The following is a 25,488-nucleotide window of genomic DNA, read 5'->3' as shown; positions in this document are numbered from 1 at the left end:
TCTGTTCTGCGGCAGTGGCGGCCACCGTGCTGTCCGTCGCAGGGCTGCCGGAGCCGGCGCTCGCGGCACCATCGACCGCGCCGCCGACCTGTGTGCTGGAGCAGTCCACCGACCCCGCCGCACAGCGGATGGCCGAGGCCTGTGACCGGCCGGTCGAGATCCTCTCCGAGCGCACCGAGTACTCGCAGGTTTTCGCGAACGCGGATGGAACCCGGACGCTGGAGCAGAGCGTCGAGCCCCAGCGGGTGCGCCAGGGCAGCCGCTGGGTGCCGGTGGATACGACCCTGAAGCGGACGTCAACGGGTGTGGTGCCGAGGGCGGCCGTCCTGCCGATGACGTTCTCCAACGGTGGTAACACGCTGGTGGGCCGACTGGTCAAGGACGGCAAAGAGATCACCCTGACCTGGCCGTCGAAGCTGCCGAAGCCGGTCCTCAAGGGCGACACCGCCATTTACCCGAACGTGCTCCGCGACGTGGACCTCCAAGTGACCGCGTCGGCGACCGGGTTCTCCGAGGTGCTGGTCGTCAAGAACCGCAAGGCGGCGCAGAACTCGAAGCTCAAGCGGCTGAAGTTCGGTCTGAAGACCAAAGGCGTCACCGTACGCAAGAACTCGTCCGGCGGCCTCCGCGGTCACGACGCCGCGGGCAACGAGGTGTTCTCCGCGCCCGCGCCGCTGATGTGGGACTCCTCCGAGTCGGTTGAGTCTCAGGCGGTCGCGACGAAGTCGCAGGCGCCGGCCAAGGCAGTCGACGACACCTCCGACGAGCGCTCTCGGCGGGCGGTCATGCCGCTGGAGCTCGGGAAGGACGCGGTGACTCTGACGCCGGACAAGGCGATGCTGTCGGACCCGCGCACCGAGTTCCCCGTCTACATCGACCCGGAGGTGACCGGTTGGCTGTCCGGGGGAGCCTGGACCTCGGTGTGGAGCAAGTACCCCACGAAGTCGTTCTGGAAGAACACGACCGCCCTGACCAACGGCGAGATCACCGGTGCCGCCGGCGTCGGCCGGACCGAGGACTGCACCGGCTGCGCGGACCACATCATCCGGTCGTTCTTCCGGCTGGACACCACCCAGGTCAAGGGCGCGGTGCTCGCCGCGGAGTTCTACATCCAGCAGCGGTGGTCGTGGACCTGTAGCCCCGCAACCAACGCGAAGGTGTGGGAGACCACCAGCGGTATCTCGTCGGCAACGACCTGGAAGAACCAGCCGAAACTCTCCAGCCGGTCCGCCACCGTCCTTGGCAACCGTAAGTACGGCGCCGTACACGGCTGCAAGGGTGTAGGGGACATCGAGTTCAATGTGACCAGCATGGTCACCGACGCTGAGACCACCGTGACGCTCGGCATGAAAGCACTCGACGAGTCGACCAAGAACCAGTGGAAGCGCTACAAGCCGTCGACTGCGCGCTTGTCCGTCACCTTCAACCAGGCGCCACTCGCCCTGACGAAGCAGATGACCGACGGTAACAAAGCGTGCGTGACCGGCCCGAACCGTCCGTACGTGGCGAAGCTGGAGGACGTGACCGTCTCCGGCTATCAGTCGGACCCGGACAGGAACCCCATGGTCACAAGGTTCTACTGGTGGCAGCTGCCGGGCTCGATCAACACCAACCAGTACGTGTGGGCGAGGAACGCCAACAACGCCGACAATACGGCCACCCTGCCGAAACTCGCCGAGGGCGCCACCTATGCGTGGCGGGCACAGACCGAGGACGACTTGGTGGCGCAGTACGACAAGTCCCAGATGAAGACGTGGTCGGAGAAGACGTGTGAGTTCACCGTCGACACCGTCAGGCCACCGGCGCCCGGCGGCCTGTCCTCCGACCAATACTCCGCGACGCAGCCGAGCGGCGGGGTCGGCTTCCCGGGCACCTTCAAGATCGCGGCACCGGTGCTGCCCGGTCTTTCGGAGGCGGACGCTCTCAAACGTAAGCAGGACATCGCCGCGTACTACTGGACGCTCGACGGCGGTGTCAGCCAGGCCGCGCAGAGCGTGCCGGTCAACGCCACCGACTTCACCGGATCAATCACGCTGACGCCGACCACCGATGGTCAGAAGCGGCTGCGAGTCTGGGCCAAGGATCGCGCCGGCAACCCGTCCGGTGAGGTCGCCTACCAGTTCACCGTTTTGAACTCCGGCGCCACCGGGGCGTGGAACTTCGACGAGGCGACCGCCTCCTCGGCTCCTGACATCACCGGGCACAACAACTCCCTGACGATGACCGGCACGAGCCTTGTCGCAGGGCGTGGGGACACGGGCAAGGCGCTCACCTTCGACGGCCGCTCCGGCAAGACCGTCACGACCGCCGGACCCGTCTCTTACACGAATGTCAGCACCGGAGCAACGGTCACGGTCCGTACCGATGCGAGCTTCACCGTCACCGCGCGAGTCCGGCTCGCCGCCACGACCGGCACCGGTCAGTACACTGCGGTCTCCGCCAACGGCAGCCGTACCTCTGCCTTCACGCTGGGCAGCGTTCAGACGGCCACCGCCAACAAGTTCCGCTTCGCCATGGCCAACACCGACGGCGATAACACGGCAACCTATTGGATGGATTCGAACGCCGCGCTAGTCCCCGGCAAGTGGACCCACCTCGCTGGTGTCTACGACGCGACGACGAGAAAGCTGACGCTCTACGTCAACGGTGTAGCGCAGACGGCGACCTCGACCTCGGTGCTGCCCGCCGGGGGCGGCTTCAACGCCACCGGACCGGTCATCATCGGTAAGGGCAAGTGGAACGGCGCCGAGGGCGGCTACTACAACGGTCTCGTCGACGACGTGAAGCTCTACAACAAGGTCACGAACAGTACGGAGATCGCCGAGCAGGCGCAGCCGCTGCAGCCCGTGGTCACGTTCCCGAACGGCTCCGAGCTTGCCCCGAACGGCACGTTGCGGGTGACTCTCGACGCCAAGGGCGACACCAACGTCACCAGGTTCCGCTACAGCCTCGACGCCGACACCCTCGGCAGCTCGGTCACCCCAGCTGCGGCCGGCGGCTCAGCGACCTTCGACGTCAGCGTCGGCGCTACCACGAGTGAACGCCAGTTCTTCGCCGTATCCGAGGGCGGGCAGGGGGCCGGCCCGAAGACCAAGCTCAGCTTCACGGTGGTCGCTCCGGCCGGAAGCTTGAGCGGGCCCGTCACCGATGAGGGCGGGCTGCCACTGCCGGGCGCCAAGGTCACTCTTAGGCCGGGTGACTACGCCACCACGAGCGACGACTACGGAATGTACGGATTCCAGCAACTGCCGTTCGACACCTACCTGGCCCGGGCGGAGTACCAGGGCCGGTGCGGTTTCGCCGGAAGCTCGTCCGTCCTGGTCGGAAAGGTTCCCGCGACGCAGGCCCTCCGGGTATTCGGCAGAGGCAGTGCAGCCGGTCACCTGTGCCAGGAACGCACCACGACATACGCGACCGGAACGACAGTGCTGCCGTTGACCGGAGACGACGCGGCCTCCACGATCAACCTGCCGTTCGCGTTCCCCTTCTACGGCGGCGCGTACTCGAGCATCTGCGTCGACACCAACGGAATGATCTTCTTCGAGGGCGAATGTGTCTCGCACCCGTACACCGGCAGCGGTGGCCTGGGCGACGTCGTCGAGCCGAACGGTGTGATCGCCGCGTACTGGGACGACCTCGTGGTCGACTCGTCGGCCAACGTCCGCACCGCGGTCAACGGCACCGGTGCCGGACAGCAGGTGCTGATCGAGTGGAACAACGTGTACCGCAAGGGCAACACCGCCCAGCGTCTCAGCTTCTCGGTGACGCTCGGCCTCGACGGCACGATCACCACCAACTACTCCGGCCTCGACAACGCGGCTGAGCAGGGGGCCAACGCGATCGTCGGCATCGAGGACCCGACCGGCGAGGACGGGTTCACGTACTCCGACAAGGAAGCCGTACTGGGCAACAACAAGGCGGTCGTGTTCACGAACCCGAACGCCGAGCCCCTCCAGACGCACAACCTGACGGGCAAACTGACCGGCGCAACCGGAGCCGCGGTCGCGGGAGCCACGGTTGCCCTCGACCCGAGCGGGATGACGGCCACCACCGCTGCGGACGGCACCTACGCCTTCCCCGGCCTGGCCGACGACAGCTACACCGTCACCACCAAGCAGACCGGCCTCTGCGGCACCAAGGCCGAGACCGTCGTCGACGTGACCGCCGACACCACCCGAGACCTGCGGCTCAGCCCAAACTACGGCCTGATGGGCTACGCCTGCACGATCGGCGCGTCCGGCTACGTCGCCGCCGGCACGGTGCTGCCGCTGACCGGCCAGCGCGAGACCCTCGACGTCACCCTGCCGTTCGAGATGAAGTTCTACGGCGTCAACGACGACACCGTCCGGATCCACACCGACGGCTGGATCGGCGTCGGCGGCGGATACCTCGACGTGTTCGAGAACGACTTCATCATCGATGACTCGGCCAGCGTCCGTACCCAGGCCATGGGCACCGCACCGAACCGGTCGTTCGCCATCGAATGGCGCAACGCCCTGTTCGCCGGCACCACGGAGCGCTCCACGTTCGAGGTGATCCTGCACGAGGACGGCCGGGCCGTTTACCACTACGGCGCGATGACCAGCGACCTGCAGAAGGGCAGCGAGGCCCGGCTCGGCATGGAGACCGACTCGGCCGAGGTGTCGCAGCTGCACTCGATGACCGACGGGCTGCTCACCCCGAACAGCTCGATGACCTACACGCCCGCGCCGAACGGTGTGATCAACGGCGTGCTCACCGAGGCGGTCACCACCGAGCCGATCGCCTCGACCCCGGTCACCTTGGAACCGCTCGGCCTGACCGTGACCACCGGAGCCGACGGCAGCTTCCAGTTCGGCGACATCGCCCCCGGCGAGTACGTCCTGCGGGCCGCCCCGGCCACCGACCGTTGCCTCGGGCAGTACGCGACAGCGACCGTCCGCAAGGCCGGCGCCGACCTGAAGGTCGACCTGTCGCTCAACTACGACGCAGACCCGCACTACAACTGCAGCACCTCCGGTCAGGACTTCGTCACCGCCGGCACCGTCCAGGACTGGACCGGCGACGACGCGGCCTGGCAGACCACCGCGCCGTTCCCGATCAAGCTGTACGGCGAGACCACCACCAAGCCGTGGATCAGCAGCAACGGGTTCGTCAGCTTCAGCCCGGAGGGCGCCACCAACGCCCAGCCGACCCCGATCCCGTCCGAGGGTGACAAGGCCGCACCGCACGCCGCGGTGTACGCCTTCTGGGAGGACTGGGTGGTCGACGACTCCGGCGCCATCGCCACCCAGACCATCGGCACGGCTCCGAACCGGCAGTGGATCGTCGAATGGCGCAACGTCCACCGCTGGGACAACGACAGCGCCCGGGTCACCTTCGAGGCCGTCTTCGGTGAGAACGGCTCCATCGAGTTCCGCTACACCGACCTGGCCGATCACCCGATCTCGCGGGGTGCCGGAGCTGTCGTCGGCATCGAGGGCGCCGGCGGTGTGATCGGCTTCGAGTACCTGGACCGGCGGGAGATGCTCGAGAACGGTCTGAGCATCAACTTCGCGGCGAAGGCGCCCGCGACCGGCTCCATCACCGGCACGGTGACCTGCTCCGGCCAGCCGCTGCAGGGGGCCACCGTGACGGCCGGCGCCAAGTCGGCCACGACCGGTGCGGACGGCACATACGTCCTCGGGGACCTGCCGTCGAAGGCCCAGACCGTGCTCGTCACCGCCGCCTCCGGCGACTGCGCTGGATCAGCTGCCAAGCCGGTCGTGGTCGGCGTCGGCGGGGAGCCGGTCGACTTCGACCTGGCGGCCACCCGGGTCAGCGACCGGTACACGATCACCGAGACCCCGACCACGTACAGCGCCCTCACCTCGGGCACCGCGGTCGCTGCCGGCTACGACACCTGGACGGAGGTGACGCTGCCCTTCCCGGTCACGCTCTACGGGGAGTCCTACAGCACCCTGCGGGTCGGCAGCGTCGGCGCGCTCAGCCTCGGTGACGGCGGCCTGTACCCGTTCGCCGGCAATTGGGAGGCCGACGGCCAGTCGAGCGTCCGCACCGCCGTCCGTGGCACCACCCCGAACCGGCAGTACGTGGTGGAGTGGAACAACATGCGCCACCACGAGGACGCGGGCACCCGGGTCAGCTTCCAGGCGATCCTCGACGAGGCCGGTGGCTTCACCTACGCCTATGCGAATCCCGGCGCGAGCTTCGTCCACCTCGGCGGTGCGGCGTGGATCGGCCTGGATGCCTGGGGTGGAGCCTCCCAGATCGCCTACTCCGACCGGCTCACCGTTCTGCGCCCGGGCTACGGCCTGCGCATCCAGCCCGTTCCCGCCGCATGATCCGGCCCTTTGACTCTTCGGAGCGTCAGATGAAGTCAGCGCTGCCCGCAGGCAGAAGGCTTTTGTCCAAGCCGCGTATCGCTATCGCGGCAGGCTTGTCCGTCCTCATGGTCGCCGGACTGGGTCATGCTCCGGCGATGGCGGCGAAGCCCGACCCGTACAAGGTCGAATCGGTCGAGGCGATCAAGCCGGTGCCGGTGCAGGCCGCGAAGATCAGCCCGGCGCCGAAGCTCGCCGAGCCGTCGCCGGCGTCGGCGCGGCCTGCGCCGGTGTGGCCGAAGGCCGGCGGCGAGGTGCTGTCTGCGTCGGGGCAGGCGCAGACCCTTCCGGTACGGGTGGAGCAGCCGGTGAAGGCGGCGGCCGCCCGGTCGGCGAAGCCTGATCCGTCGCGGGTTCAGGTGGAGGTCCTGGACCGTAAGTCCACCGACAAGGCCGGTGTGCGCGGTGTGCTTCTACGGCTGGGCCGGGCGGACGGTGTCGCTGCGGCGGGCACGACGAAGGTGACACTGGACTACAAGTCGTTCGCCACGGCTTATGGCGCGGACTGGTCGAGCCGGTTGCGGCTGGTGTCGTTGCCCGCGTGTGCGCTGACCACGCCCGGCAAGTCCGGCTGTGGTGAGGGCGTGCCGTTGGACACCCGAAACGACACCGCGGCGCAGACCCTGTCCGCTGAGGTGGCAGTGTCGAGCGTGTCGTCGCTGGTCGCGGCGACCGCGGCGCCGTCCGGCCCGGCTGGCGACTACTCGGCGAGCAAGCTGAGCCAGTCCTCCACCTGGTCGGCGGGCGGCAACTCCGGCAACTTCGGCTGGGCTTACCCGATGCGTGTGCCGCCGTCACTGGGCGGGCCCGCGCCGGAACTGAGCCTGTCGTACTCGTCGCAGTCGGTCGACGGCCAGCACGCCGCCTCGAACAACCAGCCGTCGCGAGTCGGTGAAGGCTTCGGAGAGGTCGCGGACGCCTTCATCGAGCGTCGCTACCAGTCGTGCGCCACGGACATGGGTGAGTCGGCGAACAACAAGAAGAAGACCGGTGACCAGTGTTGGGAGACCGACAACGCCACCATGTCGTTCGGCGGACGCTCGGGCGAGCTGATCTTCAACACCACCGAGAACCGCTGGCATCTCCGCAACGACGACGGCAGCCGAATCGAGCGCAAGACCGGCGCCGCCAACGGTGACGACAACGGCGAGTACTGGGTCCTCACCACCACCGATGGTGTCCAGTACTGGTTCGGTATCAACCGTCTGCCCGGATGGACCACAGGAAAGCCGCTTACCAACTCGGTCGCGACCGTCCCGGTGTTCGGCAACGACGCCAACGAGCCGTGTCATGCGACGGCGTTCATCGACTCCGACTGCGATCAGGCATGGCGCTGGAGCCTCGACTACGTCGTTGATCCGGTCGGCAACTCGATGTCGTTCCGGTACGGGAAGACGACGAACAAGTACGGCCGCAACCTGGACAAGTCGGATGCCGCCCCCTACGACCGTGAGTCGTGGCTGGAGCGCATCGACTACGGCACCCGGCGCGTCGGCGGGGTGGACACCGTGCACGACACGGTGGCGCCCATGCGCGTCGACTTCACCTACGCGAACCGCTGCCTGAGCACCTGTGACACCCACAATGCGGTCCGCTGGCCGGATGTGCCCTGGGATTCCGAGTGCACCGGCGACACGTGTGAGGACAAGTACTCCCCGACGTTCTGGTCGACGAAGCGCTTGGCCACCATCACCACTCAGGTTCGTAACGGCACCTCGTACCGCAATGTCGACCGCTGGACGCTGACGCACACGTTCCCGGATCCGGGTGACGGCACCCGGGCGGGTCTGTGGTTGTCGAAGCTCTCGTACACCGGTCTCGTGGGTGGCTCCGTGTCCACGCCGGATGTCGAATTCACGTCGGTGCAGCGGCCGAACCGGGTCGATGTGATCGGTGACTTCGCGGGCAAGATGAACTGGATGCGGATCGCCCGGATTCGTACCGAGACCGGCGGGACGATCAGCGTCGACTACTCGGAGCAGGACTGCAAGGCGGGCGCGACCCCGAGCCCGGCGACGAACACGAGCCGGTGCTATCCGGTGCGGTGGGTTCCGGAGGGGTACGAGGAGCCGGTCACGGACTGGTTCAACAAGTACGTCGTCACGACGATCTACGAGCAGGACAATACCGGTGGTGTACCGCCGGTGGGCAGCCCGAAGAAGACGTACAAGTACACCTACCTCGACGGCGCCGCGTGGCACTACGCCGATGACAACGGCATGGTCGAGAAGAAGTTCAAGACCTGGTCGGGCTATCGCGGTTACGGCAGGGTCGGCGTCACCGTCGGTGAAGGCGCGGAGCAGACCTACGCCGAGACCCGTTACTTCCGCGGTATGAACGGTGACCGTCTGAACGCCGACGGCGGTGTCAAGTCGGCCGACGTGGACGGGATCACGGACGAGGACTGGTTCGCCGGCCAGACCCGCGAGACGATCACCTACAACGGCCCCGGCGGCGCGGTGGTCTCCCGGACCAGGAACAAGCCGTGGGCGTCCGACCCGACTGCGACGCGCACGATCAACGGCGACACCGTGGCCGCCCGGTACTCCGGTGTCGAGTTCGCCACCAACCACGTCGCACTTGACGGCGGCCGCGGCGAGCGGGTGACGAAGACGGTCAACAAGTTCGACGAGTACGGCATGGTCGTCCAGGTCGAGGACCTTGGCGAGGAGGGTGTGCCCGGCGACGAGCGGTGCACCAAGACCGACTACACCCCGCGCAACACCGATTCGTGGATCATCAACCGGGCGCACCGGGTCCAGAACTATGCGGTCGCCTGCTCGGCCACGACCGGAACCTTGACCGACCAGCAGGTCATCGGAGAGACCCGTACCCTCTACGACGGCGGCACGTTCGAGGCGACCCCGACAAAGGGCCTGGCCACCGAGACGCGAGTGATCTCGTCGTGGACCAATGGGACGCCGAGTTTCATGATGGCGTCCAAGACGGCCTATGACGTACACGGCCGGGTCACCGCAGTGACCGACGCGCGGAGCTACACGACTACGACCGTGTACACGCCCACGGTCGACGGGCCGCTCACCTCGATCTCGACGAAGAACCCGCTCCTGCACGAGCAGACGACCGCGGTCGATCCGGCCTGGGGCAGCCCTCTCAGCGAGGTGGATCCCAACGGGAAGCGGACCGAGGCCGAATACGACGCGCTCGGCCGTCTGACCTCAGTGTGGAGGCCAGGCCGCGTCAAAGGCACCGACACCCCGAACGCGAAGTACGCCTACAGCCTCAATGCGGGCACGCCGTCGGTGGTCACCACCTCGGCACTCAACGCCAAGGGCGAATACGTCACCTCGTACGAGCTCTATGATGGTCTTCTACGACCCCGGCAGACGCAGTCGCCGTCGCCGTCGGGCGGGCGGATCGTCACCGAGACCTTCTATGACACGGTCGGCCGAGGGATTCTGAGTTACGACGCCTACCACACCACCGGCAATCCTGGTGGAACGCTGCTGACCAGCAGCGACCAGAATGCCGTGCCGACGCAGACGCGATCTGTCTACGACGGCGCCGGCCGGGCCGTGGCGAGCATCTTCCAGCCCAAGGGAATCGAGCGGTGGCGCACCACCACCGCGTACGGCGGTGACCGCGTCGATGTCACCCCGCCCGCCGGTGGCACCGTGACCTCGACGGTGACCGACGCCCGTGGCCGGACGATCGAGCTGCGCCAGTACAACGGTGCCGCGCCGACGCCTTACACCTCGGACAGTTGGATCAGTACCGAGTACAAGTACGACCTACGTGGTAACCAGACGCAGATCATCGACCACGAGGGCAACGACTGGGTCTACACCTACAACGTCCGTGGCCTGCAGACCCAGGTCGACGACCCGGATCGCGGCGTCACCAAATACACCTACGACAACGTCGGCAACATAGCCACGGCGACGGATGCGCGGAGCCAGAAGATCGCGTACCTGTACGACGCGCTCGGCCGAAAGATCAACACCTACCTGAACCAGGTCGGTGGCGCTCAGATCGGCGAGTGGGTCTATGACTCCCTTGCCAAGGGACAGTTGACGTCCTCAACCCGGACCTGGGGCTCGGCGAAGTACACGACCAAGGTGCTCGCCTACAACGACAGGTACCAGCCCGAACAGACCCAGATCAGCATTCCGGACACTGAGACCGGGTTCTACGGGGAGTACAACTACACCAGCACGTACAACATCGACGGCTCGGTCAAGTCGACCACGATTCCGGGCACCAACACGGGCCTGCAGGCGGAGACGCTGACCCACGCCTACAACGATCTCGGCATGCCGACGACGGTGGACAGCCTCTACGGCAGCACCAACCAGAAGTACGTGACCGGCACCGACTACAGCGCGCTCGGCCAGCTCGACCAGGTCAAGCTCTACACCGGCACGGGCGAGGGTGGACGGGTCTACACCAAGTACAACCGTGACATCGAGACCGGGCGGCTGAAGAACATCCGCACCGACCGGGACTCCGTCGCTCCGTACATCCTCAGCGACACCAGCTACGACTACGACCCCGCCGGCAACATCACCAAGATCGCCGACGCCGCGCCCGAGGGCGTCGACGACACCCAGTGCTTCAACTACGACCAGCTCACCCGCCTGACCCGGGCGTGGACCCCGACCAGCGGCGACTGCACCGCGGCTCCGGCGGCGAATGCTCTCGGCGGGCCTGCCCCGTACTGGTACAGCTGGACCTTCGACACCCTCGGCAACCGCAAGACCGAAACCTTCACGTCGGCCTCCAGCACCGCCACCACCGAGTACAAGTACCCCGCCTTCGGCGCCACAACTGTCCGGCCGCACGCCGTGACCAGCACCACCGGCGCCAGGGCTGGCACCTACACGTACGACGCCACCGGCAACACCCTCACCCAGCCGTCCCCGAAGTCGGGCACACAGACGTTCACCTGGGATGCGGAAGGCCACGTTGACACGGTCACCGACAGCACTGGAACCACTACCTATATCTACGACGCCGACGGCAACCGTCTCGTCCAGCGCGACCCGACCGGTCGAACCCTCTTCCTGCCGGGCCAGGAGATCCGCTACAACAACAGCACCCAGACCACCAGCTGCACCCGGTACTACAGCCACGCCGGCAGCACCATTGGCTCCCGCGACAAAACCGGTTTGACCTGGCAATCCTCCGACCACCAGGGAACCGCCGGCATCGCGATCAACGCGGCCACCCAGCAGGCCACGACGCGGCGGCAGACGCCGTACGGAACGCCCCGCGGCAACTCCATCGAGTCGTGGCCCAACACCCGCGGCTACGTCGGCGGGACCAACGACAACACCGGCCTGGTGCATCTCGGCGCCCGCGAATACAACCCGGTCGACGGCCGCTTCATCTCCGTCGATCCGATCTTCGACGCGAGCAGCCCCCAGCAATGGCAGGGCTACGTGTACTCCGAGAACAGCCCCGTAACAAGAAGCGACCCTTCCGGCCTGAGAAGCGACGAGCACGAGCCGGCCAACCAGCCGTACAACGGGTGCTCGGGCGTGCTCGGTTGCTACAACCCCGTGACAAATGGCGGCGACGGGATTGAGCAGCTGGGCCAGGCCACCGTGCGTTACACAAAGGCGGTCGCCAAGAAGAGCAAAGATGTCGTCGTAGATGGCTACAAGTCTCTAAATACTCTCGGCAACTGTTTGAGTCTCGTTTATTGGGAGGGTGACTGCGGGAAAGTCATCGACGGGACAGTTGAGTCCGCCGAGAGCGTGTACCACTATGCTTCGTGCTCGTTCACCGACGCAGAATGCAATTTCGGAGAAGCCATCGGCTGCGGTGCGGGCACTTCGAAGACCGATTGTGCAGCGAGTGTCACCGTTATCATCGCCTCGCTCATCATCACGCATAAGTTGCCGATGCCGAAGCTGAAGACCGGCTGTAAGAGCTTTTCCGCCGACACGCTCGTACTCATGGCGGACGGCAGTCGGAAAGCCTTCGAAGACCTGGAAGTCGGCGACGAGGTCCTTGCCACTGATCCCGAAACGGGCGAAGAAGGCCCGCGCAAGATCGAAAAGGTCTGGGTTCATGACGACGACCTCTTCGACCTCACCGTCGCCGGCAAGAACATCAAGACAACCGAGGATCATCCGTTCTGGAATGAGTCCGACCAGCGATGGGAAGGCGCTGAGGATCTAGACGAGGGAGACCTCGTCCGCACGCCGACCGGTGTTGCTCGGGTGGAGCGTTTCGACAAGGGCAACCACGACTTCGCCGCGGCATACAACCTCACTGTTGCGGACATCCACACGTACTATGTGCTCGCCGGCAACCAACCCGTACTCGTACACAACAACGATGGGCCGGCCGCGATCTGCGGGCGTAGCACCGCGAAAGAACTACGGAACTCGCCGGGTGCTGCTAGCGGTAGGGAAGGTGCGCCGGTTCGCGGAAATAACTGGTTGCAGGGATCGCACGGCAATGCGGGCCGAATTCCGGGCCAAATTGCTGACCAGTTGCGCGGGCGTAGTTTTGATAGCTTCAATGACTTCCGTGAGGAATTCTGGAAGGCTGTTGGGAACGATAGTGGTCTTGCTTCGGGCTTCTCTTCTCAGAATGTCGCCAGGATGCAGGCCGGTAACTCCCCGTTCGTGGCGGCATCTCAGCAGTATGGTGGAGGCCGGAACTACGTGCTGCATCATTCACAGCCGATCCAGCATGGTGGGGGCGTGTATGATATGGATAATTTGGTTGTAGTAACACCGTTGTATCATTCTCAGATACTTTCCCCGTCCTACCACTACGGAAATGGATAGCAATGGACGTCGGTGACGACACGAAAGGGCGGGCACTGGAGCTAGTACGCCTTCTCCGTGATCCCCGTCTTCCTGACAGTGAAACTGACAGTCTCTTGGTTGAGCTGGTGCGGATAACGCGTTGTCCGCACGTCTCAGACCTTATGTTCTTTCGGGATCCGAGCCTGTCTGATCAGGAGGTCGTCGAGCAGGCGCTGAGCTATCGGCCGTTCACCTAGGAGTGCGCGAAATTCCGGAAAACATGGCCGTCTCAATCAGATGCGAGGGGTCTATCTGGATAGCTGTGGCCCGCCCGTCCGTGTGCGGATGTGCGCTAGCGGTGGTCGGCATGCGGGGCGGTTGCTGTCACCGTTGATGTCGGCCGAGGTGCACAAATCGATGCCTAGCGATGGATAGGGCTGTGCCCCAACGGGTATAGCGTTCGCCCTGGTGGGCGTGCGCGCGGGGCCGTAGGCCTGTAGCGCGTGCGCGCGGCCCGGCTTTGGCCGGGCCGCTTCTTGATCCTGTATGGCTCTTCTTAGCCAATCGACCCGTTCGTGGCGCGCTTCGCGTGATCGAGGCTCGTGGTGGGCTGGGCGTTACACGCGTGGTTTGCGGGTGCGGCGGGGCTTCGCTGGCTCGGCTTGCGGCTCGGTGGTCGCGGGTTCGATGCCGGCGTTGGCCTCGTACTTGGCGATGTCGTCGTCGAGGCCCTGGTGGGCGGCCTTGAGGTCCGCGAGTTCTTGGGTGGCGGCGTTCATCGCGTGCAGGTCTTTGGCGAGCATGGCGTCGACGATGCGTCCGGCGATCTCGTTTTGGCGGAGCAGAAATTCGGCGACGCGCCGGTTGAGGTCGGGGTCGTTGGCCATGGCAGGAGTGCCGCCGCGCTCGGGGACGGGTTTGCCGTCGGAGCCGGCGCGTTCGCGGGCGAGTGGGTGCACGAAGGTGCCTTTGCCGACGACGGCGTAGGTGAGCCCGAGGTGTTGCAGCTCGCGAAGGGCGCGTTGGGCGGTCATAGAGGCGACGCCGTAGTTGTCGGCCTCGCCACGCTCACGGTCCGCGACGTGCGCACCTTCCTAGACCGGCTACCGACGGTGTGCCAGTGCTGCGCCTGGGGCTGGGACGCCAAACGCAACCCCACCCATCGAGTCAAGGCCCGGCGGCCACGCTGCTGCGCCATCGGTAACTGCTGCGCCAAGAACATCAGCCCGAACACGGTCCGCTACGTACGAGCCGTGCTGTCCACCGCCCTGGCCGGCGGCGTCCGCGAAGACATCCTCGGCCGCAACGTCGCCTCCGCCGTGCGGCTCCCCACTCCGCGCAGCGACTTCCAGCCCTTCACCCTCGGCGAATCGCGCCGCTACCTGCTCGCCGCCTACCACCGCCACGGGCCACTGTTCGAACTCGCCCTGCGTACCGGGCTACGCCGTGGGGAACTCCTCGGCCTGCGTTGGGACGACATCGACCTCGACGCCGGACACCTCCATGTGCGGCGCACCCTCGCCCGCACCCGCGGCGGAGCGACATTCCAGCCCGTCAAGACTCACCGCTCCGCCCGGCGCATTGTGCTTCCGCATGACTGCGTCACCGCGTTGCGCCGCTACCGCACCCGTCAGGACATCGACCGCCGCGCTGCCGCCGACGACTGGTCCGATCAGGGGCTCGTGTTCACCAACACGGTCGGGGGGCCGCTCGACTCCGCCACCGTGCACCGCCACCACCAGGTCATCTGCGAGATCGCCGACGTCCGCTACATCCGCTTCCACGACCTGAGACATACCTGCGCCAGCCTGCTACTGGAGCAAGGCGTTGAGCTGGTCACCATCAAGGACCTGCTCGGCCACGCCCAGATTCACACCACCGCCGACATCTACTCCCACGTCCGGCTCCGCACCCAGCGCACCGCCGTCGAAGCCATCGGCGACGCACTCCAATCCGACGACGACAGCGACGAGAAGACCTGACACAGCGGCAGGGCCGCCCCGTCATCACGCGGAGCGGCCCTGCCACATCAGCCGGTAGGAACCCCGGACATCGATGGTCTAAGGTGGGGAAGACCGGGTTGTTTCCCGCACCTGTGAAGACCCGCCGGTCTTCGCCACTACGGCCACGATCTTCCCCGATGGCTCCAGCCGGTTCGGCTCTGACCTCGTTCCCGCTGGGCCTGCACCCAGCATCACCGGTCAAGGGATCGCCATGGAAGACCAACCCCGTCTGCTGCCGTCTACACCCGGCAACGACCTCGGCGCCCAACTGCGCGCCGCCCGGCGCAACGCCGGCCACAGCCTCGCCGCAATGGCCGCGCTCACCCACTTCAGCAAGCCCTACCTCGGCCACATCGAAACCGGCCGCCGCCTCGCCACCCCCGAAGTCATCGAACGCTACGAGCAAGTCCTCGGCGTACCTATCGGCGTCCCACTCGACCCGGTCCGCGTCACCCACGAATGGCTCCTCAACCAGCCACCACTGACCGACCAACTCCACGCTGGACGACCCATCGGCGCAGACACCGTGCGCGCGCTGGAAGACCGGGTGGTCGAGCTGCGGCACCTCGACGACACCGTCGGCAGCCGCCACCTGCTACCCGTGGTGCGCGCCGAGCTTGACGCCGCCGCCCAGCTCTCCCGCGACGGCGTCTACCCCGACCGGCTCGACATCCGGCTGCTCACCGCGGCAGCCGAGCTGTCACAACTGGCCGGGTGGATCGCCAGCGACGCTGGCCACTACCGCCACGCCCAACAGCTCTACCTTTCCGGAGTGACCGCCGCCCAGGACGCCGGAGACCGGGCACTCGGGGCGCAGCTGTTGTCCAGCCTCGCATACCAGATCACCAACATCGGCAGCCGCGAAGATGGCCTGCTCATCGCACGGTCCGCCGTCACCGCTGCAACCGACGCCACCCCCGTCGTACGTGCGCTGTTGTTGGAACGCCTGGCCTGGGCTGCCGCCCGCTGCCACGACATCGACACCACCCGCCGCACCCTCGACGCGGTCGACGACGCCTACGAACAGCGCTCACCCGGCATCGCCGAACCCGAATGGGTGTACTGGCTCGACGCAATGAGATCGACGTCGTGGCCGCGCGCTGCCACATCCAACTCGGTACCCCGAACACCGCCGAACCCCTGCTACGCCGCGCACTGGCCGGCTACGACCACAGCCACGCCCGCGAAACCGCCCTCTACCAAACCTGGCTCGCTGAAGGGCACGCCCGCACCGGCAACCTCGACGCCGCCCGCGACACCCTAGAACGCATCGACACCACCGCCGTCGACGAAGGCTCCGTCCGACTACACCGCCGAATCACCGCCATCGAACACCTCATCGACCGCCGACACGGTGGCGATACGGAAGCCGCAGACTTGCCGCCCAAGTAGGTAGACCGCCGTCGGCGTACGCCCCGGTTGCTGTCAGCACTGCTGTCAATGCGGCCTTCGACCGCCGTCGACACGCTCTCATGATCTGTGAAACTCCAGCTCAGCGCGGCTATAGACATGGCTGCCCGACCGTAGCCACCGCGAATACGCCCACACGTACTATGTACTTGCGGGTTCCGTGCCGGTGCTGGTGCACAATACTCCTATCGGAATCTGTCCGGCGGATGGAAGTACAGATCACGGAAAGCTAGGCGCCTTCGTGATGGAGAAGGACCTAAAGGCGAAGGGGTTCGTCGATATCGTCGACGAGGTTACCTTCAATGCCAGCGACGGCACCGAATTCCGGGCAGACTTCGTCGCACGCAAGCCTGGGCAGGCCTGACAGGCGTTTGAGGTGAAGACCAATACTGGACGCTATGCTGATGGCCAGAAGGTCGGATATCCAGAACTCGAAACAATCGGCGCGGAACTGCGTACCGATAAGCTGGAACAGTTTGGCCTCTATCCGGGTGAAATCGTTCAGATGCCCGTAACAGCTGAACGGTGGTGGTGTGCCATATGTACTCCGTAAGGAATGAAGCGGTGGCCTTGCTGGGAACCGCACTTGTTGAGCATGGATGGCAGTGGCACAAGGGTGTGGATCGCGAGACGCCTAGCTTGACGCTGGCAGCGTCCGATGAAATCGTTTGGAGTATCGGTCTCGTATCTCGGGATTTTTCGGCAAATGAGGTCGGTTTCAACCCGACCTTAGGGATCACGCATGTGGAAGTTGGCAGGCTTGCCGCTACCTTCAATGGAAGGCAGTGGCGTGGCCCTGGAGATTCGTCGCTGTTGGGTCGAAGCTTGTCGGCTTTACTGTGCGATGCTGGAATTTCGAATGCTCCCTATCCGCGATGGATCATCGAGGGTGAATCAGAGGTTGAGATCAAGACCCAGGTTATTCTTGATGACATCGAGAATTACGCAGCCCCTTTCTGGAGTGCTTTTAGTGATTTGGACAGCCAGATTTTCTGGATGCGCAACGACATGGGATATCAAGCGCTCGTTGGTAACCTTTCGATAGCGCTGGCTGTGGCTGGCGCGAGAGAAGAAGCGGCCCGAGCGCTCAAAGCCTATGCCGAATTCGCCCCGCAGGCTGTGGGGCCACTGCGGGTCAGGACCGACTCATTCTTAGAATTGTTCTCCGCGCACTTCGGAATTGACCCGGCTGCGACATAGTCAAGGTTTGTCGGAAGGGGGCGTACTGCGGTGATTTCGGTGGTGCGGCGGTTTTGACTTCCGGGAAGATTTGTCGGCCAACGCCGTTTGTGGTCAGGTAGTCGGCTTGCGGGCGGGCCTCTCGGGGCCTAGCGGTTCGTTGGATAAGGGCTGTTGCGTTCTCGGGATACGGCTCGTTGAACATTAGTTCTGTGGAGTCGCGGTCATTCGGATCAAGGATTCGCGCAGCGAATAGGTACCGGCAGCGCGTGAACGGCCCGGCCTTTGGCCGGGCCGTCTGACGTGTTTAAGACAGCTGCGGAATTCAGGGGGTCATTCGGCTGAGGCGGCGGGCCAGGACGCGTTCGGTCAGGGCGACCAGGACGGCCTTCACCGAATCGCGGTGGCGGGCGTCGCACTCCAGCAACGGCATGCCCTCCGCGACCCCCAGCGCGTCGCGGATCTCGTCCGGGTCGAAGCGGCGCGACCCCTCGAAGGCGTTCACCCCGATGATGAACGGGATGTCGTGCTCCTCGAAGTAGTCGATCGCCGGGAAGCAGTCCTCGATCCGGCGGGTGTCGACGAGCACGATCGCGCCGAGTGCCCCGTGCACCAGGTCGTCCCAGAGGAACGCGAACCGGTCCTGCCCCGGCGTGCCGAAGAGGTAGAGCAGCAGCGACTCGTCCAGGGTGATCCGGCCGAAGTCGAGGGCGACCGTGGTGGTCGTCTTCCCGCTGACCGCCGACGTGTCGTCCACGCCGATCGACCGTTCGGTCATCTCGGCCTCGGTCACCAGCGGCTCGATCTCCGAGATCGCGCCGACGAACGTGGTCTTGCCCACCCCGAACCCACCACTGATCACGATCTTGACAGCGACCGGTGACGGTGCCGCCACCGTGCTAGAGCGCCCGAACACGATCCCTGATCCTCTCGATCAACGCGGTGGTGAGCTCACCGGGTGTGTCGCCCGCCTGGAGCAGCCCCTGGGTCATCAGGTCCGCGACGATCACCCGGACCACCCCGAGCGGGGCCCGCAGCGCCGCCGACAGGTCGGCCACCGACATCGGCCGCTGGCACAGCTCGACGATCCGCCGGGCCTCGAAACGCAGCGGCGCGGACAGGCCGGCCGGTGCGGCGTGCAGCTGGGTCTCGATCCGCAGCCCGTCGTGCAGCGGCTGGGTCCGCCCGCCGGTCAGCATGAACGGGCGGACCACCGGATCCTCGGCGTCGTGGTTCATCGGCGGGGGACTCATCGGGGCAGCTGCTGCCGCGATTCGGCGATCAGTGCGGGGGTCAGCAGGTCACCGAAACGTTCGGCGAGCATCGAGATCTCGTAGCCGACCAGGCCGAGATCGCTGTCGCCGGAGGCCACCACGCCCAGGCAGCTGCCGCCCGGGATCACCGAGATCACCAGGAACCCCCGGAGCATCTCGATCATGATGAGTTTGAGGCCGTCGAAGTCGTACCGGCGGGAGGCGCTGCGGGCCAGGCTCGCCATGCTGGACACGATCGCCCCGAGCTGGTCGGCCTCGGCGCGGGCCAGACCGTCGGACGCGGCGATCAGCAGGCCGTCGGAGGAGACCGCCACCGCGTCGCGTACGCCGTCGGTCTGATGGACGAAGTTGCCGAGCAACCAGTTGAACTGGTGCCGGTCGGCCTGGGCCTCGACGCTCACGAGATCTCCTCACTGATGAAGCTTTGTTCGAGACGGCGAGGCAGGCTCGCGCCACCGGGTTCGACGTCGGGTGGGGCGAGGTTCACCGCGTGCCGGCCCTGGCCGGTGCCGCGCTGGATGCCCGCGCGCAGGGCGGTCAGCCGGTCGCGGACCGCCTCGGGCGAATCGGGGATCGGGACGGTCGGTTCGGTCCCGGCCGACGAGAGCGGAGCCGCGGGCTCGGGCCGGCTCCGCTGCGACCGGGGGGTGCGCCGGCGCAGGCCGTTGGCGGTGTGCCCGGCGCGGGCGATACCGGCGTCGGCCGGCCGGCGCGGAGCGGGCACCGCCGGCTGCCCGTCCAGCACCACGTAGTCGACCTGCACGGGCCGCGACCGGGGCTCCGGCGGACGCAGCGACGGCAGCTCGACCGACTCGGTCCGGGACGCCGTGGGCAGGGTCTTCGCCGGGACGGTGCCGACGGACGGGGTGTTCGCCGGGAGGATGCCGGCGGGCGGGGTGTCGCCCCTGGAGGTGCCGGCGGGCGGCGCGTCGAGGGAGGCCGGGCCGGCGAGCATCCCGGCGGGCAGGCTGACCCGGGCGGTCACGCCGGTCACCGGGGAGCGGGCCAGTTGCACCCCGACGCCCATCTCGGCGGCCAGCCGCCCGACCACGTAGTGGCCGAGGAACCGGGCCGGCGCGGTGAGGAAGTCGCCCTCGCCCCGCAGCCGCCGGTTGGCGACCTCCAGTTCCTCCTCGCTCATCCCGACACCCTGGTCGCAGACCGCGATCAGGTAGCCGTCGTCGACCACCCGCCCGTGCAGCTCGACGTCCATGTCCGGCGGTGAGAAGGCGAGACCGTTCTCGATCAGCTCGGCGAGCATGTGGGCCAGGCCGCTGGCGGTGGAACCGGAGACCATCGCCTCGTCGAGGCGGCGCAGCGACACCCGCCGGTATTCCTCCACCTCGGAGACCGCGGCCCGGATCACGTCGGTCAACGGCAGCGGCCGGGACCACTGGCGCGGGCTGGCCGCGCCGACCAGCACCAGCAGGCTCTCGGCGTTACGCCGCATACGGGTGGCCAGGTGATCCAGCTCGAACAGGTTCGCCAGGCCGGTGGGGCTGGCCTCCTCCTGCTCCAGCCTGGTGATGAAGCCGAGCTGGCGGCGCAGCAGGTTCTGATTGCGGCGGCCCAGGTTGGCCAGCGACTCGGCACCCGCGCGGCGCAGCTCGGCCTGCTCGGTGGCCAGCGCGTACGCCGTCGCCTGCACCCGGTCGAACGCGTCCGCGACGAGCCGCACCTCGGAGCTGGCCCCGTCGGCCACCTGTACCGCGCCGGGCGGACCGGCCGCGTCACCGGCCACCGCCCGCCGCACGGCCTCCGGCAGTCGCTCGCCGGCCAGCCGGTTCGCCTCGGCGGCCAGGCCGGACAGGGGGCCGGCGATCGAGTGGGCGGCGACGGTACCCAGATAGACCGCGATGCCGATACAGACCAGGACCACCGCGGCGAGGACGGCGAGCCGTACGTTCGCCTCCTCGAGCAGGACCCGGGCGCGGTCCTCCAGGCTCGTCCCGATCGAGCGGGCCAGGACCGACATGTCGTCGAGCACCGGCCCGGTCGAGGTCCACCAGAGTTGGGCGTCGGCGCGGAGCGTCTTGCCGTCGCCGGAGCGCAGCGCCCGGTTCTCCAGCTGCTGGGCGCGTTTGGCCGGGGCGCTGGCGAGGAGTTCGTCCTTGGCGGCGAGCGCGGCCGGGGTCGCGTACTCCTCGAACTCCGCGTAGGCGGCGTCCAGTTCGGCGCGCAGCTGGACGTACCGCAGGAACTCGCCGTCGGCGAACCCGCCGGCCGAGAAGACGCCGTTGAGGAAGGCCCGCTGCCGGGCGGTCGCCTCCTTGGCCAGGTTGAGCATCGCCAGCGACTCGGAGCCCAGGCGCATGGTGGCGTCGGCGGCGTTGTCCAGCGCGAAGTAGACCTCGCCGAGTTCCCCGACGACCTCGTTGTAGTCCTCGAAGATCTCGGTCCGGTCGGCGCCGCCGGCGTCCACCTCGCCGCGGATCGCGGCAAGTGTCTCGGCCTGCTCCAGTACCTCGCCGACCTGCCCGTCCAGGTCGCCGCGCTCGTCGACGAGCCGCTGGACCGCGGCGCGCTGGGCGTCGGCCCGCTGCCGGGCCGGGGCGATCTCGGCGGTGAAGTCCTGGTTGCCGGCGAGCAGGCCGACGGTGACGCCACGTTCGGTCTGCACCTCCTGGACCAGGGCCTGCACGGCCAGGTCGAGGGCGACGGCGTGCCCGGTCCGGGCGGCCAGCCGGTAGCCGGCGAACTCCTCGGTCACCACCACGGCCAGCAGGAGCATCATCGCCGCGACCGGCAGCGCCAGCATGCGGACGATGCGGCCGCGGATGGTCCGGCTCCGATCGACGCGCCCGTCCCGCCCCATCAGGTCTCCTCTGCTCTCCCGACGCGGGACCTTCTGCTCTCGCGACGCGGGACAGAATTGACGGACGCAAAGATGACGGTCAACACCTCTATCGGGCGACAGGGTCGCCGCGGGCCCCTCACCACCGGTTCGAGTAGTCCCCGGACGGGGACCGTCCTACGAACGGGTGGTCAGGCGGTGAGGGTGGTGATCGCGCGATCGAGCAGCTCGGTCAGCTGCCGGCGCTCGGTATCGGTGTAGGCGGCGGCGAGAGCCCCCTCCACCCGGAGCGCGGCGGCGTCGGCCCCGGTGAGCAGCGCGGCGCCGGCCGGGGTGACCCGGTTGACCACGACTTTCTGGTGCAGGGGGGACTGGTCGCGCTCGATCAGGCCCTTGGTCTCCAGGTTGGTCAGCACGGTCGCCATCGTCTGCGGCGTGACCAGCGACTCCCGGGCCAGCTGCGCGGCGGACATGCCGTCGCCGCCGGAGAGCAGCAGCAGCGCCGCGTATTGCGGGACGGTCAGGCCGAACTCGCGCAGGGCCGCGGTCTTACGGGCGATCAGGGCCTGCTCGGCCCGTTTGATGACGAGGCCCAGCCGGTCGTCGATCGCGCTCATGTGAGGCATTCTGCCACGGACCCGGGTTGTCTACGAGCACTGTCGTATGCCAGAGTTCTGGCATGAGCATCATCCCGGACAGCCACACCGATCTGCTGGAGCGGCCACTCTTCGGTCACCTCGGGACCGTGCGCGACGACGGTGAGCCGCAGGTCAACCCGATGTGGTTCACCTTCGACGGGGAGTTCCTGCGGTTCACCAACACGACCACGCGCCGTAAGTACCGGAACGTGACCGGCGAGCCGCGGATCAGCCTCTCGATCAACGACCCCGACCAGCCGTACCGCTATCTCGAGGTGCGCGGCACGGTCGAGCGGATCGACCCGGACACCGAGGGCGTGTTCTTCGCCGAGCTCGCCGCGCGGTACGAGCTCGACATCACCCTGCCGCCCGGAGACGTTGCCCACCGTGTCGTCTACGTGGTCCGCCCCACGGCGGTCAGCTACCAGTAGCGGCACGACGGTGGACGGCGGGCGGCAGGGGGTGCTCGCCCGCCGTCCACACCTGATCGATTGTCCCGCCTCGACATTGACCATAGTCTTTCTTTCGCGTGGATCGTCATCCTGACCGGGATGGACGATCCCTTTCAGCGAGGGGGAGTCTTGGAAACACCAGGCCAGAAATCTTCACTGAGCAGGCGCCGGATGCTGACGATCGCCCTGGGCGGCGCGGCCGGCATCGCCGTACCCGCACCCGCCTGGGCGGTCGGCGACCAGCGACCGGGGGCACTGCGCCCACCCACGCTGACCACCGCCGACCAGCGGGTCGCGGCCCGGGTCTCGGCCGAGCGGGCGCTGTGGCACCTCCAGGTGCTCTCGCAGGGCATCGGGCCGCGGATCGGCGGCACCCGCTCCGAGCACCGGGCCGCCGACTACATCTCCGGCGTGCTGGACCATCTCGGGTACGACGTGACGCGGCAGCCGTTCGCCGTGGCCGACAAGTTCCTGGCCCAGCTGGAGGCCCGTCCCGGCCTGCCCCGGGACCTGTGCTGGCAGACCGGCGCCTCCCCGCACGGCGCCCTGGACGTGAAGGTCCGCGGCGACGTGGTGGACGTCCACGCCGGTACGGCCGCCGACTACCCGGCGGACGTGACCGGGAAGATCGTGCTGATCGACTACGTGGCCGCGAACCGGGAGGCCCTGGTCGCCACCGCGGTCACGAACGGCGCCAAGGCGGTCGTCTTCCTCCCCGCCGACCTGGTCGAACCGCGCCGGGCCGCGGCGTTCAGCCCCACCCTGCCCGGGTCGGCGACCACGCCCGTGCCGATCCCGGTGGTCGGCGTGGCCCAGGCGCAGAAGCACCGGCTGCGGGCCGCCCTCGCCGCCGGCCGGCTCCGGCTGACCGTCTCCACCGCCGCCCACCGCGGCCTCACCTCGCACAACGTGCTCGCCGAGCGGCGCCGCAGCAGCACCGACGGCCCGGTCGTGATGGTCAGCGCCCACTACGACACGGTGATCGGCGCCCCCGGGGCCAACGACGACGGCTCGGGTACGGTCCTCTGCCTCGAACTGGCCCGGGTGCTGCGCAAGCTGCCCACCTCGGCGACGGTGCGCTTCGCCCTGTGGGGGTCGGAGGAGCAGGGGCTGCTCGGCTCCCGCTACTACGTGTCGCAGCTGCCGCAGGCCGAACGCGACCGGATCGTGGCGGTCTACCAGAACGACATGGTCGCCACCAGCTGGGATCCGGCCACCCGGTACTGGCTGCTCTCGTTCACCGGGCTGGCGAACCGGGCCACCGACGAGGTCGCGGCGGCGGCGGCCCGGCTGGGCTACGAGCCGCGGATCTCCCCGGTCACGCTGCGCGGGTCCAGTGACCACCAGTCGTTCCAGGAGGTGGGGATCGCCGCCGCCAACTTCTCGTGGCGCGGTGAGGCGAGTCCGGCGCTGCTGGAGCCGCCCTACCACAGCCCGGAGGACACCATCGCGAAGAACATCAGCCTGGAACGGCTGAAGGTGTCGATGGAACTGATCGGCGCGGCCGCGTACGCCACCGCCGGCCCGGCTCTTCCCGGCGGCGCTGACTGACGCTGTCACCTGCGTGAACGGCACTGGTGCCGACTGCTGCCGGTGCCGTTCGCGGAGCCGGCGATGCTAGTGTCCGACCGGATTCGATGGCGGGAGCATGGCCCGGCCGGCTGCTTGCGCGATGGTTTCCGTCGGGGTGGCGAAGCCGGGAATGAACGGATGGTGACGGGTGACATACGAGGTCGAGACCGCGGCTCCCGGCGGATTCTCATGATCCCGGATGTAGCGCCCCTCGCACGACCCACCGGACGGCGGGTCCTGGACAGGTCCACGTATGCGGTGATGGCAGCGGTGCTGACGGCTCTGATTCTCGTCGGCTGCGCAGGAGGCGCCGCGCCGGCGAGTATCCGGCAGGACGACGTGGTCGGCACCTGGGCCAGCGCCGACGGTGGCCTGTTCCGGTTCGCGGCGGACGGAACCTTCGAGGCGTCGGATCTCCGTGGGGAGGCCGTCATGTCGAACTTCGAGGGTCGGCGTCTCGGCGGATCCGGGACGTGGCGCATCGGTCCGGCCGCCATCGACGGGGAGGGCCAGGCGGACACCGTACGACTGCAATTGGATCTGACCGAGGGGCGTGGGCGCTGGGGTGGTGGTCTGCACGCGGAGTTGGATCGCCCCGATCCGGTGCTGTTCTTCTACCTCAGCGATCCTGATCGTGGGGTGCGCTACGAGTTCACGCGAGTGGACCCGGGCGCGCAACCTCGGACCAAGGAGACCGGCGGATGGGCTTCTTGATCCGGGTGGAGGAAGCGGGCCACGTCGTCGAGGAGGTCGTGGCCGACCGCGCCTTCGACCCGGTCCGGCACGGGCTGAGCTCGGCTGAGTTTCCCCTGCTGGGCAGCCTGGATCCGTATGGGGACACGTTCCTGGACTCCGACCGATGCGGCTTGCTGGAGACCGAGATCCGGGGTGCCGGTGGCCGGCTGGAAGCGGGGGGTGTCTCCGCCGGCTTCCTCAGCGACCTGGCACGGCTGTGCGCGGTCGTGCGCGCCGGGTCCGGCCGCCGCCTCGCCTTCTACGGCGATTAGCGTGACGGCAGAAAACGGCCCGGCGTCCGGAACAAGGATGCCGGGCCCGGGTGGAGCCGGCGGCGGTGAGCC

The 25,488-nt window shown here is 67.5% G+C and carries 14 protein-coding genes and 2 pseudogenes; 10 read left to right on the top strand and 6 right to left on the bottom strand.

The features are described 5' to 3' along the window. Window positions 1-26 precede the first annotated feature (26 nt). Both BC793_RS49555 and BC793_RS14010 read left to right on the top strand, forming a co-directional pair. A complete protein-coding gene (locus BC793_RS49555; protein WP_158319248.1) occupies window positions 27-6,323 on the top strand; it encodes a carboxypeptidase regulatory-like domain-containing protein in 6,297 nt (2,098 codons plus the stop codon). A gap of 29 nt (window positions 6,324-6,352) precedes the next feature. Beyond that, window positions 6,353-13,126, top strand: a complete 6,774-nt coding sequence (locus BC793_RS14010; protein ID WP_146246268.1) for a polymorphic toxin-type HINT domain-containing protein — start codon at window positions 6,353-6,355, stop codon at window positions 13,124-13,126. 578 nt (window positions 13,127-13,704) lie between these two features. On the opposite strand, the gene BC793_RS14000 is transcribed toward BC793_RS14010, so the two are convergent. Beyond that, window positions 13,705-14,121 (bottom strand): GntR family transcriptional regulator, encoded by a 417-nt coding sequence (locus BC793_RS14000; RefSeq protein ID WP_109592921.1) that lies wholly within the window; start codon window positions 14,119-14,121, stop codon window positions 13,705-13,707. Window positions 14,122-14,145: 24 nt separating this feature from the next. Between BC793_RS14000 and BC793_RS13995 the strand changes: the two are divergent. The 4 genes and pseudogenes from BC793_RS13995 to BC793_RS48790 all read left to right on the top strand — a co-directional run. Continuing rightward, window positions 14,146-15,069, top strand: a pseudogene (locus BC793_RS13995) (tyrosine-type recombinase/integrase); the annotation flags it as partial. Between the two features lie 232 nt (window positions 15,070-15,301). After that, window positions 15,302-16,482 (top strand): annotated as a pseudogene (locus tag BC793_RS13990) (helix-turn-helix domain-containing protein). A gap of 178 nt (window positions 16,483-16,660) precedes the next feature. Beyond that, a complete protein-coding gene (locus BC793_RS50555; protein WP_146246267.1) occupies window positions 16,661-16,864 on the top strand; it encodes a hypothetical protein in 204 nt (67 codons plus the stop codon). 200 nt (window positions 16,865-17,064) lie between these two features. Further along, entirely contained in the window at window positions 17,065-17,700 is a 636-nt protein-coding gene (locus BC793_RS48790; RefSeq protein ID WP_146246266.1) for a hypothetical protein, read from the top strand. A 304-nt stretch (window positions 17,701-18,004) separates the two neighbouring features. Here BC793_RS48790 and BC793_RS13985 read toward each other — a convergent pair whose 3' ends face one another. The 5 genes from BC793_RS13985 to BC793_RS13965 all read right to left on the bottom strand — a co-directional run bounded on the left by BC793_RS13985 (window position 18,005) and on the right by BC793_RS13965 (window position 22,364). Continuing rightward, a complete protein-coding gene (locus BC793_RS13985; protein WP_373871219.1) occupies window positions 18,005-18,598 on the bottom strand; it encodes a GTP-binding protein in 594 nt (197 codons plus the stop codon). Continuing rightward, on the bottom strand, window positions 18,579-18,932 hold the full coding sequence (locus BC793_RS13980) for a DUF742 domain-containing protein (RefSeq protein WP_239169993.1): 354 nt from the start codon (window positions 18,930-18,932) through the stop codon (window positions 18,579-18,581). The genes BC793_RS13985 and BC793_RS13980 overlap by 20 nt, the downstream gene beginning before the upstream one ends. Beyond that, the gene (locus BC793_RS13975; protein WP_109592918.1) at window positions 18,929-19,354 is read right to left on the bottom strand and encodes a roadblock/LC7 domain-containing protein; all 426 of its coding nucleotides are present in this window, start codon (window positions 19,352-19,354) and stop codon (window positions 18,929-18,931) included. Before BC793_RS13975 ends, BC793_RS13980 begins: the two co-directional genes overlap by 4 nt. Beyond that, window positions 19,351-21,768: a sensor histidine kinase gene (locus BC793_RS13970; protein ID WP_109592917.1), complete on the bottom strand. Its 2,418-nt coding sequence runs from the start codon at window positions 21,766-21,768 to the stop codon at window positions 19,351-19,353. The genes BC793_RS13975 and BC793_RS13970 overlap by 4 nt, the downstream gene beginning before the upstream one ends. Before the next feature lie 170 nt (window positions 21,769-21,938). Beyond that, a complete protein-coding gene (locus BC793_RS13965) occupies window positions 21,939-22,364 on the bottom strand; it encodes a MarR family winged helix-turn-helix transcriptional regulator (protein ID WP_109592916.1) in 426 nt (141 codons plus the stop codon). A 62-nt stretch (window positions 22,365-22,426) separates the two neighbouring features. Between BC793_RS13965 and BC793_RS13960 the strand changes: the two genes are divergently transcribed. The 4 genes from BC793_RS13960 to BC793_RS13945 all read left to right on the top strand — a co-directional run bounded on the left by BC793_RS13960 (window position 22,427) and on the right by BC793_RS13945 (window position 25,416). After that, the gene (locus BC793_RS13960) at window positions 22,427-22,816 is read left to right on the top strand and encodes a PPOX class F420-dependent oxidoreductase (protein ID WP_109592915.1); all 390 of its coding nucleotides are present in this window, start codon (window positions 22,427-22,429) and stop codon (window positions 22,814-22,816) included. 192 nt (window positions 22,817-23,008) lie between these two features. Beyond that, window positions 23,009-24,388 (top strand): M20/M25/M40 family metallo-hydrolase, encoded by a 1,380-nt coding sequence (locus BC793_RS13955; protein ID WP_239169992.1) that lies wholly within the window; start codon window positions 23,009-23,011, stop codon window positions 24,386-24,388. 291 nt (window positions 24,389-24,679) lie between these two features. Then, window positions 24,680-25,123 carry a hypothetical protein gene (locus tag BC793_RS13950; protein WP_146246265.1) on the top strand — a complete coding sequence of 148 codons (444 nt, stop codon included), beginning with the start codon at window positions 24,680-24,682 and terminating at the stop codon, window positions 25,121-25,123. Then, a complete protein-coding gene (locus BC793_RS13945) occupies window positions 25,111-25,416 on the top strand; it encodes a hypothetical protein (RefSeq protein ID WP_109592912.1) in 306 nt (101 codons plus the stop codon). Before BC793_RS13950 ends, BC793_RS13945 begins: the two co-directional genes overlap by 13 nt. Window positions 25,417-25,488: the final 72 nt, after the last annotated feature.

Origin of the sequence: Actinoplanes xinjiangensis, from assembly GCF_003148685.1 — a bacterium.
GTDB lineage: Bacteria > Actinomycetota > Actinomycetes > Mycobacteriales > Micromonosporaceae > Actinoplanes > Actinoplanes xinjiangensis.
Note: the sequence above shows the minus strand (reverse complement) of the source record. Positions and strands in the feature narration are given on the sequence as shown.

Excerpts from the sequence above, each read along its gene's own strand:
- BC793_RS13965 (WP_109592916.1), bottom strand. The coding sequence starts at position 22,364 with ATGAGCGCGATCGACGACCGGCTGGGCCTCGTCATCAAACGGGCCGAG.
- BC793_RS14000 (WP_109592921.1), bottom strand. The coding sequence starts at position 14,121 with ATGACCGCCCAACGCGCCCTTCGCGAGCTGCAACACCTCGGGCTCACC.
- BC793_RS13970 (WP_109592917.1), bottom strand. The coding sequence starts at position 21,768 with ATGGGGCGGGACGGGCGCGTCGATCGGAGCCGGACCATCCGCGGCCGC.
- BC793_RS14010 (WP_146246268.1), top strand. The coding sequence starts at position 6,353 with ATGAAGTCAGCGCTGCCCGCAGGCAGAAGGCTTTTGTCCAAGCCGCGT.
- BC793_RS13980 (WP_239169993.1), bottom strand. The coding sequence starts at position 18,932 with ATGAGTCCCCCGCCGATGAACCACGACGCCGAGGATCCGGTGGTCCGC.
- BC793_RS13955 (WP_239169992.1), top strand. The coding sequence starts at position 23,009 with ATGCTGACGATCGCCCTGGGCGGCGCGGCCGGCATCGCCGTACCCGCA.
- BC793_RS13945 (WP_109592912.1), top strand. The coding sequence starts at position 25,111 with ATGGGCTTCTTGATCCGGGTGGAGGAAGCGGGCCACGTCGTCGAGGAG.
- BC793_RS13960 (WP_109592915.1), top strand. The coding sequence starts at position 22,427 with ATGAGCATCATCCCGGACAGCCACACCGATCTGCTGGAGCGGCCACTC.